General features: G+C 57.4%; 1 rRNA gene. It reads right to left on the bottom strand.

Going from position 1 to position 324, the window contains the following annotated elements:
* Positions 1-324: ribosomal RNA gene (locus L942_RS09440) — 23S ribosomal RNA — on the bottom strand; the annotation flags it as partial.

Below are 324 nucleotides of genomic sequence, written 5' to 3' on the forward strand. Positions count from 1 at the left end.
GGCAGATTCACAGCAAATTCCACGAGCTCGCTGCTACTCGGGAACACCACCAAGACCTACGACGACAGCTTTCGCGTACGGGGCTCTCACCCACTCCGGCCGCCCGTCCCAAGGCGTTCCGCTAACCATCGCGTACATCCGGAGAAATGTCAGTCTCTCCAAGGTGGGTCCCACAACACCGCCTGCACAACGCCTGACAGCTTGACATGCAAACGGTTTAGCCTCTTCCGCTTTCGCTCGCCACTACTCACGGAATCACTTTTGTTTTCTCTTCCTGCGGGTACTGAGATGTTTCACTTCCCCGCGTTCCCTCCACACCGGCTA

Source organism: Amycolatopsis orientalis DSM 43388 (assembly GCF_000411975.1).
Taxonomy (GTDB): domain Bacteria; phylum Actinomycetota; class Actinomycetes; order Mycobacteriales; family Pseudonocardiaceae; genus Amycolatopsis; species Amycolatopsis orientalis_D.